14 protein-coding genes are annotated in these 12,454 nt (G+C 72.2%); 9 read left to right on the top strand and 5 right to left on the bottom strand.

The window, feature by feature from the left end; translation table 11 throughout:
* Window positions 1-53: 53 nt before the first annotated feature.
* Both Aut01nite_RS22520 and Aut01nite_RS22515 read right to left on the bottom strand, forming a co-directional pair.
* Window positions 54-797 (bottom strand): hypothetical protein, encoded by a 744-nt coding sequence (locus Aut01nite_RS22520; RefSeq protein WP_052164199.1) that lies wholly within the window; start codon window positions 795-797, stop codon window positions 54-56.
* Window positions 794-1,519: an ABC transporter ATP-binding protein gene (locus tag Aut01nite_RS22515; protein WP_043529046.1), complete on the bottom strand. Its 726-nt coding sequence runs from the start codon at window positions 1,517-1,519 to the stop codon at window positions 794-796. Before Aut01nite_RS22515 ends, Aut01nite_RS22520 begins: the two co-directional genes overlap by 4 nt.
* Before the next feature lie 124 nt (window positions 1,520-1,643).
* On the opposite strand from Aut01nite_RS22515, the gene Aut01nite_RS22510 reads away from it, so the two are divergent.
* Both Aut01nite_RS22510 and Aut01nite_RS22505 read left to right on the top strand, forming a co-directional pair.
* Window positions 1,644-2,852, top strand: coding sequence for a sensor histidine kinase (locus Aut01nite_RS22510; protein WP_043529047.1), 1,209 nt, complete (start codon window positions 1,644-1,646; stop codon window positions 2,850-2,852).
* Entirely contained in the window at window positions 2,849-3,526 is a 678-nt protein-coding gene (locus Aut01nite_RS22505) for a response regulator transcription factor (protein WP_043529048.1), read from the top strand. Before Aut01nite_RS22510 ends, Aut01nite_RS22505 begins: the two co-directional genes overlap by 4 nt.
* Window positions 3,527-3,721: 195 nt before the next feature.
* Here Aut01nite_RS22505 and Aut01nite_RS22500 read toward each other — a convergent pair whose 3' ends face one another.
* Window positions 3,722-3,949, bottom strand: a complete 228-nt coding sequence (locus tag Aut01nite_RS22500; RefSeq protein WP_043529077.1) for a hypothetical protein — start codon at window positions 3,947-3,949, stop codon at window positions 3,722-3,724.
* A gap of 58 nt (window positions 3,950-4,007) precedes the next feature.
* Here Aut01nite_RS22500 and Aut01nite_RS22495 point away from each other — a divergent pair, with 58 nt between their 5' ends.
* The 4 genes from Aut01nite_RS22495 to Aut01nite_RS22480 all read left to right on the top strand — a co-directional run bounded on the left by Aut01nite_RS22495 (window position 4,008) and on the right by Aut01nite_RS22480 (window position 8,076).
* Window positions 4,008-4,706: a TetR/AcrR family transcriptional regulator gene (locus Aut01nite_RS22495; RefSeq protein WP_043529049.1), complete on the top strand. Its 699-nt coding sequence runs from the start codon at window positions 4,008-4,010 to the stop codon at window positions 4,704-4,706.
* 267 nt (window positions 4,707-4,973) lie between these two features.
* On the top strand, window positions 4,974-6,074 hold the full coding sequence (locus Aut01nite_RS22490) for a phosphotransferase (RefSeq protein WP_204037637.1): 1,101 nt from the start codon (window positions 4,974-4,976) through the stop codon (window positions 6,072-6,074).
* A 340-nt stretch (window positions 6,075-6,414) separates the two neighbouring features.
* Window positions 6,415-6,864, top strand: coding sequence for a hypothetical protein (locus Aut01nite_RS22485; RefSeq protein WP_152628930.1), 450 nt, complete (start codon window positions 6,415-6,417; stop codon window positions 6,862-6,864).
* A gap of 36 nt (window positions 6,865-6,900) precedes the next feature.
* Complete coding sequence (locus Aut01nite_RS22480) at window positions 6,901-8,076, top strand: MinD/ParA family ATP-binding protein (RefSeq protein ID WP_236642947.1); 1,176 nt, start codon at window positions 6,901-6,903, stop codon at window positions 8,074-8,076.
* A gap of 235 nt (window positions 8,077-8,311) precedes the next feature.
* Here Aut01nite_RS22480 and Aut01nite_RS22475 read toward each other — a convergent pair whose 3' ends face one another.
* Window positions 8,312-9,229 (bottom strand): hypothetical protein, encoded by a 918-nt coding sequence (locus tag Aut01nite_RS22475; protein ID WP_152628931.1) that lies wholly within the window; start codon window positions 9,227-9,229, stop codon window positions 8,312-8,314.
* A gap of 185 nt (window positions 9,230-9,414) precedes the next feature.
* Here Aut01nite_RS22475 and Aut01nite_RS22470 point away from each other — a divergent pair, with 185 nt between their 5' ends.
* Both Aut01nite_RS22470 and Aut01nite_RS22465 read left to right on the top strand, forming a co-directional pair.
* Window positions 9,415-10,332, top strand: a complete 918-nt coding sequence (locus tag Aut01nite_RS22470; RefSeq protein WP_152628932.1) for a hypothetical protein — start codon at window positions 9,415-9,417, stop codon at window positions 10,330-10,332.
* A gap of 8 nt (window positions 10,333-10,340) precedes the next feature.
* On the top strand, window positions 10,341-10,499 hold the full coding sequence (locus Aut01nite_RS22465) for a hypothetical protein (RefSeq protein ID WP_161790702.1): 159 nt from the start codon (window positions 10,341-10,343) through the stop codon (window positions 10,497-10,499).
* On the opposite strand, the gene Aut01nite_RS22460 is transcribed toward Aut01nite_RS22465, so the two are convergent.
* On the bottom strand, window positions 10,469-11,377 hold the full coding sequence (locus tag Aut01nite_RS22460) for a dihydrodipicolinate synthase family protein (protein WP_083999569.1): 909 nt from the start codon (window positions 11,375-11,377) through the stop codon (window positions 10,469-10,471). The genes Aut01nite_RS22465 and Aut01nite_RS22460 overlap by 31 nt on opposite strands.
* A 70-nt stretch (window positions 11,378-11,447) precedes the next feature.
* On the opposite strand from Aut01nite_RS22460, the gene Aut01nite_RS22455 reads away from it, so the two are divergent.
* Window positions 11,448-12,344, top strand: a complete 897-nt coding sequence (locus Aut01nite_RS22455; protein ID WP_043529051.1) for a LysR family transcriptional regulator — start codon at window positions 11,448-11,450, stop codon at window positions 12,342-12,344.
* Window positions 12,345-12,454: the final 110 nt, after the last annotated feature.

The raw sequence follows: 12,454 nt of genomic DNA, 5'->3' as shown, positions 1-12,454 counted from the left end.
TTGTCCGGACGGGCCGTGCCGGGGCGTCGACGCACCCGCCGGTGATGATCGGGTCAGACATCGCGGCGGCGGTGGACCAGGCTCGCGATGGCGAGCACGGCCAGCGGCCAGAGCAGGTAGGCCAGCCAGGCCGCGGTCGGCGTGGGGTAGAGGTCGCCGACCGATTCCGGTGAGCCGTAGGCCAGGGTGAGCCGCTGCCAGCCGGGGACGATCATGGCGTGGTGGATCGCCCTGGTCACCGGATGGTCGCCGGTGAGCAGTTGCGGCGCCGCCACCAGGAGGAGGATGCCGGTCACGTAGGCCACGCCGGCATGGCGCAACAGCACCGCGAGCCCGAGACCGACGAGGGCGCACGCCGGCCCGACCAGGATCGCCCCGAACATCTCGGCGGCCCCGACCGGGTCAGCCGGGGTCGCGACGGTGTAGGAGGCGGCCGCGATCGCCGTGCTGACCACCGTCCACAGGGCGGCGACCACCACGGCTTTGGCCAGCACCACCTCGGAACGCGCCGGGACGGCGACCGCTGTCGCCCGGATCAGGCCGCTGCTGTACTCCCCGACCATCGCCGAGGCACCCGAACCGGCGGCCGCCACGATCAGCACCAGATATCCGGCGAGCGGGAACGCGTCGTCACCGTCGATCGCCGATGCGGCGACAACCGCTGCGGCAGTGAGGCCGAGGGTCCACCACGACGACCGCAGCGAGCGGATCTTGAGCCATTCCGACGCGATCAGGCCGGTCATCGGCCACCTCCGGGTCTGCAGCCGACGCTGTTCCGCGGTGATCAGGCCGGTCATCGCGCACCTCCGGCGCGGTAGTCGACGCTGTCGGCGGTCAGCGCGAAGAACGCCTCCTCCAGGGAGCCGCCGGGGCCGGCCAGCTCGGCGACCGGGGCGGCGGCGAGCAGGCGACCCTGCCCGATGACGACGATCTCGTCCGCCGTCGCCGCCATCTCGCCGATCAGGTGGCTGGAGAGGAACACCGTGCGGCCCTCGGCGGCCAGCCGACGGAACAGCCCCCGCGCCCAGCGCACCCCCTCGGGGTCCATCCCGTTGACCGGCTCGTCGAAGATCAGCACCGGTGGATCACCGAGCAGCGCGGTGGCCACCCCGAGCCGCTGGCGCATGCCCAGCGAGAACGTGCCGACGCGGCGCCCGGCCACCCCGGACAGCCCGGTCTCACCGAGGACCTCGTCGACCCGCCGACGCGGCAGACCGTTACTGAGCGCCAGCGCCGTCAGGTGCACCGCCGCGGTGCGCCCCGGATGCGCCTGCTGGGCGTCGAGCAGCGCGCCGGCATGCCGCAGGCCGCGCCGGTGGGCGCCGAACCGGACGCCGTCGATGGTGGCGCTGCCGCTGGTCGGCGAATCCAGCCCGAGCAGCACTCGGAGGGTGGTCGTCTTGCCCGCGCCGTTCGGACCGAGGAAACCGGTGACCCGGCCCGGCCGGGCGGTGAAGGAGAGCCCCGCCACCGCGGTGGTGGAGCCGTATCGCTTGACCAGCTGGTCGACGTGAATCATGCCGACAACCCTGGCCCGGGCGGCCCCGCGCCGTCATCGGACCGTGGTACCCCTCGGCCATAGACCGTGGTAGGCATACCGTGGGCCGATGTCGCCGTCGAGCCACGTCGATACGATCGGCCACATGTCTGACAAGCCCTGGTTCCGACTGCTGCCGCTTCCCGTCTGGGTGGCGCTGTCGTGGGGACTTGCCGCCTTCACCGCCCTGCGGGGATACACCGGTCTGCCTTTCATGCCGGGCGGTCTCCCGGAGCGTCCGGTGTGGCGCTGGGCGCTCGTCGTGCTGGCGATCGCGGGCGCCGCCGTGGCGTGCCGGCTGATCCGTTCCCGGCCGCTCGTCGCTCTCTATCTGCTGGCCGTCACCCCGGCCGTGCTCCTTCTGGCCGTCGGCAGGGAGGGCCTGGCCAACGAGGAGGACGAGTTGCTCGCCCAGTTCCTCGTGGCCGCCGACATCGTGCTGGGTTTCCTGGTCGTCACCCGACCACCGTGGACCTGGGCGGTCGGCCTGGTCCCGATCGTCGCCGTGATCCCGGCGACCGCGCTACCAGCCGGGCTGCCCCTGCGCTGGACCCTCTGGATCGCCTACGTGCTTCTGCCGATCGTGATCGCGGTACTCCTCGGCTATTCCATCCGCCAGGCCCGTGACTATGCTCGCCGGCTCAGCGCGCAGACCGCCGAGCAGGCCGTCGTGGCCGAGCGGCTGCGGATCTCCCGGGAGCTGCACGACCAGGTCGCGCACAGCGTGGGCGTCATCGCTTTGCAGGCCGGGGCCGCGGCCCGGGTCATCGACACCCGCCCGGAGAAGGCGCGCGAGGCGTTGCGGGCCATCGAGAGCACCAGCCGCGACACCCTCACCGGCCTGCGGCGGATGCTCGACGGCCTCCGGCTGCCACAGGAGGAGGCCGCGCCGTTGCGTCCCGCGCCCACGCTCGCCGACATCGGCGACCTGGTCACGACGGCCGGGGACTCCGGCCTGCAGATCGGCGTCCGCTGGGAGGGCCGGCGCCGCCCGCTGCCCGCTGACGTGGAGTTGTCCGCTTTCCGCATCGTTCAGGAGTCACTGACCAACGTGCTACGCCATGCCGACGCCCGCACTTGCGACATCACCTTCGCCTACCTTCCGGACGGCGTGCGGATCGAGATCGTCGACGACGGCAAGGGCTTCCACGGGCTACGCGGCCGCGACGATGCGGGTGGCAGCGGTTACGGTCTCCTCGGTCTCCACGAGCGTGTCTCCCTCCTGCACGGGACGATGAGTGCCGGCAGCCGCGACGAGGGCGGCTTCCGGGTCGCCGCCCGTCTGCCCGTCGAGCCGGGGGAGGCGGCCGAATGACGGTCCGGGTCCTTCTCGCCGACGATCACGCGCTGGTCCGCACCGCCCTGCAGACCGTGCTCACCGAGACCGACGACATCGAGGTGGTCGGCGAGGCCGCGACCGGGACGGAGGCCGTGCGCCTCACCCGGGAGCTTCAGCCGGACGTCGTCCTGATGGACATCCGGATGCCCGAGATGGACGGCATCGAGGCGACCCGGCGCATCACCGCCGAGAGCGGAGCTCCCCGGATCATCGTTCTGACGACGTTCCCCGAGGATGAGTACGTTTATGGCGCCCTGCAGGCGGGCGCCTCCGGATTCCTCGTCAAGGAGATGTCACTCGACGAGATCGTGGCCGGGATCCGGGTCGTCGCGGCCGGGGAGGCGCTGATCGCCCCGAGCGTCACCAGCCGCCTGATCCGGATGGTGGTGAGCCGGCCGGAGCCGTCCGGCCCCTCCCCCGACCTGGACGGGCTCACCGAACGGGAGCGTGCGGTCCTGACCATGGTCGGTCTGGGCGCCACCAACGCCGAGATCGCCGACCGCATGCACATCACGATGCCCACGGTGAAGAGCTACGTCGGCCGTCTGATGATCAAGCTGGCCGCCCGGGATCGCGTCCAACTGGTCATCGTCGCCTACCGCACCGGCCTGGTGCTCCCGTCGACCGCGACGGCTGCGGGCTTCGGATAGCCGGGGCGGCCACCTCCCCGCCGGCCGGCCGCACCCGGATACCGGACACCCGCACCCGGATACCGGACACCCGCACCCGGTTACCGGACACCCGCCTGGACAGGCTGTGTGGCTGACCCTGCCACCGGACGTTCCCGCACCGGCACCGGCACCCGCACCCGCACCCGCACCCGCACCCGGGATCAGCGTGAAGGTTCAGGAGGTGGTGTCGAGGTAGACGGCTACGTCGTAGAGCAGGCGGACGGGTTCACCGTTGGTGACGCCGACGAAGACGGGCTCGCCGGCCGGGGTGCGGCCATGGCGCCAGACCGCGTCGCGGGCGGCGTCCACCGACTCGCGGTGCGCATGCCCGGACAGGTGCAACTCGGTGACCCGGCGGGCGGTCTTGCGATCACTCTCCAGCTGGATGCGCATGAGGGGCATCAAGGCCTCCTTGAACACCGATAAACCAACTTACCAACGTTAACCTTAGAATGGCAGAGTGGATTCCATATGGCTGCGCGAGGACGAGAACCGCCCGCGACGTGCACCTCAACTCAACCGGCCGCTCATCGTCGGCGCGGCCGTGACTCTGCTCGACGCCGACGGCTCCGACGCGCTCACCATGCGACGGATCGCGCAGGCGCTCGGGGTGACGTCGACGGCACTGTACTGGCATGTCCGTACCAAAGAGGATGTGCTCGATCTTGCGGTTGACGAGATCTTCGGCGAGGTGCCGGTGCCCGAGCCGGGACCGGACTGGGCGGCTGACGTGCGGACGCTCATCATCGGCTGGCGAGCGGCGATGCTGGCGCACCCGTGGGCGGCCGCTCTGATCGGCCGGCCGATGCTCGGTCCCCAGGTGCTCGCGCGCACGGAGTTCCTGCAGTCGGCGCTGGTTCGGGGCGGACTGGACGGCGAGGCACTGGCGATCGCGACCCGGATGCTCGCCGACTATGTCATCGGCGCGGCGGTCACCGAGACCGCATGGCGGCGCAGTGGCGACACATCCGATCGGGCGACGGCCCGCCGGCACATCACCGCCGCACCGGACGCCTATCCGACGCTCGCCGGATCCGGCCACCTCGATGACGCCCGCTGGCCCGATGACGTGCTGTTCCACCGGGGTCTCGACGTGCTGCTCGCCGCCGTCGCCGCACTCCCGGCCGGGGGAGCCGGCGGCCGCGCCGAACGGAGTTGATCGACTGGATTCGTCCCTGCCGGACAGCCGGTGGGAGCCGCGCGGCCGCATGTTGAAGCGGAGAAGAACCATGAGGTGAAGGCGGTAGGGAGGACTGCGGAACGGTGACTCCTGCGGGGACGGGACCTGCGGACGGACGAGACGCCCAGGCTGAACGCGGGGACGGGACAGACGGGAATGAACGGGGCGTTCGGGCCGAATGCGGGGACGCGACAGGCGGGAATGAACGGGACGTTCGGGCCGAATGCGGGGACGGGACACGCGGGGATGGACGGGACGGTGGAAGAACGGGCGAGGGCCGCGCTTCGCAGACATGCTCCGGAACTGGCCGGTACGGCATTCCGCGGGATCGGCAGTGGATGCGACAACACCGCCTTTCTCGCCGGGGACCTGGTGGTGCGGGTTGCTGTGGGGCATCAGGTCGAGCGGGAGGCGCACCTGCTGGAAGTGATAGCGGGGCGAGTTTCGCTCCCGGTGCCGACGGTTCGATTCGCGGATGGCGAATTCGGGGTCCTGGCCTACCCTCGGCTGCCGGGCCTGCCGCTACTCGGCCGGGATACAGTCTCCGGCCCGGCACAGCCGCACATCCACCAGCCGCACCCCGACGTGACGCCTCCGCACGATCAGGGGGCGGCGGGCGGGCCCACACAGCCGTACGGCCGGCAGGCGCACCCCGACGTGACGCCTCCGCACGACCAGGGGGCGACGGACGGGCCCACACAGCCGCACCCCGACCTGACGCCTCCGTACGACCACCGGGCGGCGGACGGGCCCGCACCTTCGCACGGTCCGCAGGCGCACGTCGGGCTGGCGGCTCCGCTCGGTCGTTTCCTGAGGGAACTGCACGGTATCGGGGTTACCGAAGTGGCGGGCCTGGTGCCGCACGAGGCCGCGGATCCCGGTGACTGGCTGGACGGTCTCGCCGGGCCGACCGAAATGCTTCGCCTGCTGCACCAGACCGTGCCGCGGCCGGGCACCCGGCTGGTGCTCGCGCACGCTGATCTCGGTGCCGAGCACATTCTGGAGGACGGTGGGGTGGTCACCGGTGTCATCGACTGGACCGATGCCGGGGTCACCGATCCGGCGCTGGACTTCGCGCGGTTGCTACGGGACTTCGGGGCGGGGTTCGTGGATCTCGTGCTCACGGCCTACGGCGGGCCGCCGGCGGACGGCGGGTTCGGCGAGCGGGTGCTGTTCTTCGCCAGGTGCGCGGCCCTGGAGGACCTGGCCTACGGGCGTGAGTACGGCTCGGCCGCCTATTCCGAGGCGGCCGAGCGGAGCATCGCGCGCCTGTTCGGCCGAGTCACTCCAGGGGCGGATGAGTCGGTGGGTGGCATCGCGGGGTCGTCACTTCGATCTCCCCCATGAACGATAGAGGATCATGATTCTCGCCCGACGCTCCACACTGGAGTCCGATCCGGCGGGCCCCGGGCCACAAAGCCCGCCGGAAACGGGACCAGCGAGTGAATATGCTCGATCTTTACGCGGAGAGCAGGTTAAATAGATCGGCGCGATGATCGCTACGACATGGGGAGAAACGTCTTGAATCGTCGTTGCCCACAGGCCTGCCCATGGGCTGTCTGACCCGCCCCGCGGGACGTCCCGTTCCGAATGATCTACGTTCGATCGCTGTTCCCTCCGACCCCACCGGCCTGCCGAAACCGTGGTGGGCGCCGCTGGGTGGCCACGGTTCACCGAGGAGTGGCCCGTGCGGCAGTTGATCCCGGTCGCGCGGGGCTCGGCGTCGGGGATGTGGGCCGTGATGGGCACGGTGAAGCAGGCCCGTACACGCAAGATCCCGGCCGTGCGGGCGCTGGGCCTGGTCGTCGCCGCTTCGTCTCACCGGCCACCGAAAGCCGTCACCGACCGGGTCCGCCTGATGCCCGGATGGGTGCCCGCGGTGTGGCGCATCGGCCGGCACGGCGCGTTCCCGGCCGTCGAGGACGTGCCCGCCCCCGGCCGCCGAGCCCCTGAGGTGGCCACCGCCTGGCACGGAATGGTCCACACAACGACCGGGAGCGCCCCGGTGATCCTGGACGCCCGCACCGGCAGAATCGCCGAGCCCGGCGCGGCGCCCACCGTGGTCGGCAACGTCGGTGGCGTCGTAGCCGCCGGCACCGGGGCTGCCGATCTCGCATTTCGGCAGGCCGCCGGCTGACCGGACCGCCCACTCCACAGCAACAGGGAGATCTCCATGTCGAGCAATGACGCCGAAGCATTCTGGACCAGTGAGATGGACGTCGCCGGGACCAACGGCACCGCGCGCACGCCCGGCCCCGCAGCCGGGCCCTGGTCGTCGCCGGGCCCGGCAGCAGCCGCGGGCTCCAAGCCGATCACCGAGCCGGTCCCGGCCGTCCCGAGACAGCCGGCCGAATCGCGTCCCACCCCGGCCGCCGAGGCAGCCGATCCTGGTGCCGCCCCGGCAACCGAGCGGGTGCCGACGCTGGACGACCTGCTCGCCGACCGCCCGGCACCGCCCACCGGGCCGGCCACCGTCGGCTGGCGGGCCGGGGTCCGCCGGCTGTCCGGCGGCCTGGTCGCTCCCCGCCCGGGCCCGGAGGAGATGCGCCACCGAACCGCCGTGGCATCCGTGCAGCGCAGCCTGCGCGGCCCCAAGACCGTCGTGATCGTCAACCCCAAGGGCGGCGCCCACAAGACCACCGCCGCCCTGCAGATCGCGGCGACGTTCGGGATACACCGCGGCGGATACGTGCTGGCCTGGGACAACAACGAGACACGAGGCACGATGGGTTGGCGGGCGCTCGCGGCCCGGCACACCAACACCGCCGTCGACCTGCTTCAAGATCTGGACCGGTTCGCCGATGTCCGGTCCGCCCGCGTGGGCGATCTCGACAACTACGTCCGTTCGCAGGGCTCCGCGCAGTTCGACGTTCTCGCCAGCGACGAGGACAGCGCCGGGGCGGCCAGCATCGACGCCGAGGCCTTCGACGCCCTGCACCGGACGCTGTCGCGCTTCTACCGGCTGCTGATCGTCGACACGGGCAACAACATGAGGGCGAGGAACTGGCGGGCGGCCGTGGACCGGGCCGACCAACTGGTCATCGTCTCCACCGTCCGGGAGGACACCTCGCAGAGCGCGGCGTGGCTCGCCGACGGGCTCCGTGCCAACGGCTACGGCGACCTGGTCGAGAACGCCGTCACGGTCCTCACCGACCCGGCCGCCACCACCACCGACAAGGCGCTGCGGCAGCGGTTGCACCGGCACTTCGGCGCCGTCACGCGGGCGGTGCTCGACGTGCCGTACGACCCGGCGCTGGTCGCCGGCGGCCCGATCGTCTACGAGGCGCTGACCCCGTCCACTCGCAACGCCTGGCTTCAGGTCACCGCCGCCATCGCCGAAGGCCTCTGACCCGGCAGAGCAGACGGCACGACAGCGGCCCGCCACCTCGGCGGTCCCGGGCCGCTGTCGTCGAGGTCACCCGGGTCTGCGGTGACGCGGTGGCGCCCGGCCAGCGGGTGCGTATGACTAACCCGTGACGTGGGCAGGGTGCTGCCGAACCCGACGTTCGCGCGGCTCTTCGAGCGCAAGCTGCCGGCCATGGTGGTGCAGGACGCCGGCTGACGAGTGTGGCGGCCCGCCCGTCCTACGGGATGCGGAAGCCGGCGCGGGCCCACAGCCGGACCGGTGGCCGAACGTAGCAGTGGTGGCGCAACTGCGCCGCCGGTTCGGTGACTGCCCAGCCGCGTACCCAGCCGAGGATGGTCTCGGCGGCACGCGCGCCGTTCTCGGCTCCCAGCGGCAGCTTGATGTGCTCGGCGTCGGTCGTCCCGAACCTGATCTTCTGAAGATTGATGCTGGCCTCGTCGAACCAGCCGCTGATCTCCTCGTTCACGCTCTTGTCCACCGGCCTGATCTCCCAGCCCACGCCGGGCACGTAGTCGGCCAGCGTGGTGAGGTCGGTGGCGAACGACATGAACAGCCGGCGCAGGCCCGTTGCGAACTCGTCGAAGGTGGTCGCCTCCGGACCGTCGTAGAGCATCATGCCGCCCAGCGACCCGGCGGCGTCGCTCTGCACGTCGGGCTCGGCATTCCACAGGTGCCTGGGCCGCCAACCCTCGGCGTACTCGGCGTTGCTGTACTCCTCGTTCTCGGCCGGATCGGCCGGTTGCACCAGTAGTGTCACCGAGCGATACCGCAGGTCGCGCTCCAGCCACACCCGCGGCTTGCGCCAGAACGAGAACGCGTGCGGGCCACCGACCAGCGCCGGCGGGCCGAGCACGGCGGTCACCGCGGCGAGCGTGGCCGTGTGCAGTGCCGGCAGCTGGTCGGCCGGGCAGGTTTCGGTGATCTCCAGATCGGTCTGTTCGCCGTAGCCGAAGCCGTCCTGGCCGTAGCTGAGCTTCGTGGACCAGACGCGGGCCGGTCCGCCGGTCTCGATGGTGAGACGGTAGTCACCATCCTGGACGGACCAGCCGGCGGCACCGGCTATCCGCTCGATGTCGGCACGTGACCACGTACCGAAGTCCTGACCGGCCAGTATCCCCGCTACTTCCTCGATCATGGCGGCGATGATAGGGAGCGACCGGAGCACGCCGGAGACCGGCAGTCGGCGTGGGCGCGGGCGGCACCTCAGGCAGCCCGCTGTCCCGGTGCCCGAGTGGAAGGACCGAAGAAGCAGGGGTGAGCTGAGAAGCGGCTGAGCCTTTCTCAGAACATCCACAGCCGACGATGAACAGAATCCCGGGCATGACTCGATGGGCCTGGGCGTGTGGGGTGTTCGTCGTCGGCGAGGTGATCCTTCGCCTGTACTGGATCGCGGGCGGCAGGTGGGGCTACACCGCCTGCGACCGGGCCGATCCCACCGACCCGGTGACCGGCTGCGGCGCCGAGCAGGTCGTCTCCCTGCCGTTCTGGGCCGGCTGGGGCGCCCTGATCGTCGCCGCCGGGCTGAGCCTCGTGATCGCCCGCGGCAGCGCCCTTGCCGCCTGGATCGCCGCCGCGTTCCTGATGGTCGCCGCGTTCCCGCTGCATCTGCTCTTCCAGATCCCGGCGGCCTTCGCCGGCCGCCCCACGGACTGGCGGGACATCGGCGCCCGGCTGGCGCTCACCGCCGGCGGCCTCGCCTTCGCCGGTCTCGCCAACGCCCGCGGCCCCCGGCGCGGCCCGGCGGCCCCCGGCTATCGACCGGTGCCGCGGTGGGCGCGGCGGTGGGCGTACGCCGCGGTCGCTGTCTCGGTCGCCGGCTGGGCGCTGCCGCATGCGCTGTGGGTGCTCGGCGTCCCGTTCGGTGTCTCCGGCGACTTCCTGGCCCGGGCGGGCGACGATCTCGCCGCGGCCGGCGGTGTCGCGATCACGGTGGTCCCGCCGCTGGCCGGTCTGCTGGTCCTCGGCCTGGTGCAGCGGTGGGGGCAGGAGTTCCCGCGCTGGCTTCCGGTGCTGGGCGGCCGCCCGGTTCCGCGGATGCTGGCGGTCGTTCCGGCGGGGACGGTGGCGCTGACCATGTTCGCCTACGGTGTGCTCAGTGTCGGCGTGTTCCTCGACCAGGAGGGCTGGACGTACGCCCGGCAGAACTGGGCGACGACCGCCACCCTGGCGGTCTTCATGGTCTGGGGCCTGGCCGTGGGCGTGACGACCGCCGGATACCTGACCGCCACACGCCGATGAGGAGCGACATGCGCCGGCAGGCCCGGCTCGCCGCCCTGGTGGCGCACGCGCGAGCCCACTCGCCGTTCTACCGCGACCGTCCGCCACTGTCGGTGACCACCAAGGCGGCGACGCCTGGCCGCGCGTGCACCGGGAGTTACGCCACCTGCTCGACGGGCACGGCCTGACCGGCGTCCGTGTCGAACGCGACCCGTGGCCGCCCCGGGGCACGCCCGGCGGCAAGCTGCGCACGGTCTACGCTGACCGGCGTGGCGGCGAGCAGCGGTAGCCGTACCGTCGCCGAAGGAATGCGCCCCTGCGCGTGCAGGACCCCCTTGACCACCGCCGGGTTGGGCTCGGCGAACAGCGCCCGCGACAGCCCGGCGAGCCGGTCACCGAGCCGTCGCGCCGTCGCCCGGTCACCGCTGTGCCAGGCCGTGACGAGATCCACGAACGACCGGGTGTCCACGTTCGCCGAGGTCAGGATGCCGCCGTGGGCGCCGATCGCGAGCAGCGGCGAGATCAGCGCATCGTCGCCGCCGAGCAACGCGAATCCGTCCGGGAGCCGGGCGGCGACCTCGACCGTGGTGGCGTCGAGGACCCCGGTCGCGTACTTCATGCCGATCACGCCGGGGATCGCCGCCAGCCGCGGGATCGCCGCGGCGGAGAGATCCTGGCCGGTCCGGTACGGCACGTGGTAGACGACCACCGGCACCGTCGCGGCCAGCGCCTCGAAGTGGGCGATCACCCCGGCCTCCCCCGGTCGCACGAACGGCGGCACCAGCCCCAGCGCCGCCGTCACGCCCGGCCGGGCGGCGAGGTCCATCCGGCTGCCGACCAGCAGCCCCGCGTCCCGGGACACGGCCACCCGGGAGATCACGTCCACGACGGCCTCCTGCTCGGCGGCGGTCAGCGACGCCGGCTCGCCGGTCGTCCCGAGCGCCACCAGCCCCGCCGCCCCGGCGTCGAGGGCGTCGTGCGCGAGCCGTTCCAGAGCGTCCAGGGCCACCGCCCCGGAGACGTCGAACGGCGTGATGAGGGGTACGAAGATCCCGGTCAGTGTCATACCGACAGCCTCGGCCGGCCCCAGCATCAGGTCCAGTTCACATTCCTGCGGTGATACGTAAGCTGATCTGATGCTCGACGTGCGCCGTCTCGGCCTGCTCTGCGACCTGGCCCGCCTCGGCACGATCGCCGCCGTCGCCGACGTCCGCGCCTACACCCCGTCCGCCGTCTCGCAGCAACTGTCCGCTCTGGAACGCGAAGCCGGCACTCCCCTGCTGGAACGCACCGGTCGCCGGGTCACCCTCACCCCCGCCGGGCGGATCCTGGTCCAGCACGCCGGGACCGTCCTGGCCGCGCTCGAACGCGCCGAATCGGCCCTCGCCGCCGCCTCCACCGGCCTGACCGGCGAACTGCGGATCGGCGCCTTCCCCACCGCGATCCGCACCATGCTCACCCCGGCCCTGGTCACCCTCGGTGAACAGCATGCCGCCCTGGATCTGCTGCTCGCCGAACTCGACCCGGCCGAGGTCCCGGCCGCCCTGCTGGACCGGCGGCTGGACGTGGGCCTGATCCAGGATTACGACGTGGTTCCCCACCAGGTCGAACCGGGCCTGGACAGTGTCCCGCTGCTCGACGAGACCGTGCATCTGGCGGTAGCCGCGCCCGGCGACGCCCTGACGGACTTCGCCGGCGCCGACTGGATCCTCGCCACTCCGGGCACGCTCTGTCACACCGCAACGCTGCGGATCTGCCGGGCCGCGGGTTTCACTCCGCGGGCCCGGCATCGCATCGACGACTTCGGCACCGTGCTCGCCCTGGTCTCCGCCGGCCAGGGCGTCGCCGTGGTCCCGCAACTGGCCACCGGCCGGCTGCCCGCCGGGGTCCGGCTGCTCCCGGTGCCGACCCGCCGCCGCACCCGGGTCGCCTTCCGGCGGGGCGCCGCGGCCCATCCGGCCGTCGCCGCCTTCCTCGCCGCGCTTCCCGGAGACACCGATGCGGCGGTACGCCCACCGGATCTCCCGGCGTGAACGGCGTTCCGATCCCGCTCGGCGCCGGTCACGGCCCCGGCGGCATCGGGGTGGTGCTCGCCGCCCTCGTACCCGGCGGGTGGGGCCGGACGGGTGAGAGGGCGGCGAGG

The organism is Actinoplanes utahensis, assembly GCF_016862455.1.
In the GTDB taxonomy this organism is placed as follows: Bacteria; Actinomycetota; Actinomycetes; order Mycobacteriales; family Micromonosporaceae; genus Actinoplanes; species Actinoplanes utahensis.
The sequence above is the reverse complement of the archived record's forward strand: the minus strand, read 5'-3'. Positions and strand labels throughout refer to the sequence as shown.

Coding starts and splice junctions, on each gene's coding strand:
- Aut01nite_RS22520 (WP_052164199.1), bottom strand. CDS start 797: ATGACCGGCCTGATCACCGCGGAACAGCGTCGGCTGCAGACCCGGAGG.
- Aut01nite_RS22515 (WP_043529046.1), bottom strand. CDS start 1,519: ATGATTCACGTCGACCAGCTGGTCAAGCGATACGGCTCCACCACCGCG.
- Aut01nite_RS22510 (WP_043529047.1), top strand. CDS start 1,644: ATGTCTGACAAGCCCTGGTTCCGACTGCTGCCGCTTCCCGTCTGGGTG.
- Aut01nite_RS22505 (WP_043529048.1), top strand. CDS start 2,849: ATGACGGTCCGGGTCCTTCTCGCCGACGATCACGCGCTGGTCCGCACC.
- Aut01nite_RS22500 (WP_043529077.1), bottom strand. CDS start 3,949: ATGCCCCTCATGCGCATCCAGCTGGAGAGTGATCGCAAGACCGCCCGC.
- Aut01nite_RS22490 (WP_204037637.1), top strand. CDS start 4,974: ATGGACGGGACGGTGGAAGAACGGGCGAGGGCCGCGCTTCGCAGACAT.
- Aut01nite_RS22480 (WP_236642947.1), top strand. CDS start 6,901: ATGTCGAGCAATGACGCCGAAGCATTCTGGACCAGTGAGATGGACGTC.
- Aut01nite_RS22475 (WP_152628931.1), bottom strand. CDS start 9,229: ATGATCGAGGAAGTAGCGGGGATACTGGCCGGTCAGGACTTCGGTACG.
- Aut01nite_RS22470 (WP_152628932.1), top strand. CDS start 9,415: ATGACTCGATGGGCCTGGGCGTGTGGGGTGTTCGTCGTCGGCGAGGTG.
- Aut01nite_RS22465 (WP_161790702.1), top strand. CDS start 10,341: ATGCGCCGGCAGGCCCGGCTCGCCGCCCTGGTGGCGCACGCGCGAGCC.
- Aut01nite_RS22460 (WP_083999569.1), bottom strand. CDS start 11,377: ATGACACTGACCGGGATCTTCGTACCCCTCATCACGCCGTTCGACGTC.
- Aut01nite_RS22455 (WP_043529051.1), top strand. CDS start 11,448: ATGCTCGACGTGCGCCGTCTCGGCCTGCTCTGCGACCTGGCCCGCCTC.